Source organism: Burkholderia sp. YHN3-13, assembly GCF_055810675.1.
On record NZ_JBVVNQ010000099.1, the window covers coordinates 1 to 585 of the forward strand.

Here is a 585-nt window from a genome sequence, read left to right on the forward strand (position 1 = left end):
TCGCGGACGCATCGCTTCGCCGAGAGTTTCTCGCCTTGTTGTCCGGAAAGAATGCGTAATGCGCGCGACAGGCATTCGCGACGAATGCGATGGCACCGTGCCCGGCCATGAGCCGCGCCCGCTCGTCACCTCGGGCGCGCAACAGCGCGAAGCGCAAAGCCATACGGAGTTCCCGATGAACTGCTCGCAAGATTCGCTCCGCCCGTCGTCCGGCAAGGGTCGATCGACGAAGCCGCATTCAGGCAGGCAGCAACGCCGGGACGCGTCCCGCGGGAGGTCGCGCCCGGGCGGCAGAACGGAATTCACCGCCGATGCGGTCGTTCAGCCCGACGAAGCACCCGACGCGCATGCGGAACTCGACCAATTGCTGTCTCGCGTCGCCGCCGGCGACGAGCACGCGTTCGCGCAGCTGTATCGATCGACGGCGGCGCGGCTGTACGGCGTGATCGTCCGGATGATCCGCGACCGCCACGAAGCGGAAGACCTGCTTCAGGACGTGTTCACGACGGCGTGGCGTCGCGCCGATTCATTCGACGCCGGACGCGGCACGGCGATGACATGGCTGATGACGCTCGCACGCAATCG

General features: G+C 66.8%; 1 protein-coding gene. It reads left to right on the top strand.

Going from position 1 to position 585, the window contains the following annotated elements; all coding sequences use genetic code 11:
* Positions 1-175 precede the first annotated feature (175 nt).
* Positions 176-585: sigma factor (locus AC0KUR_RS38090; protein WP_473377417.1), on the top strand; the 410-nt coding region annotated here is incomplete at its 3' end.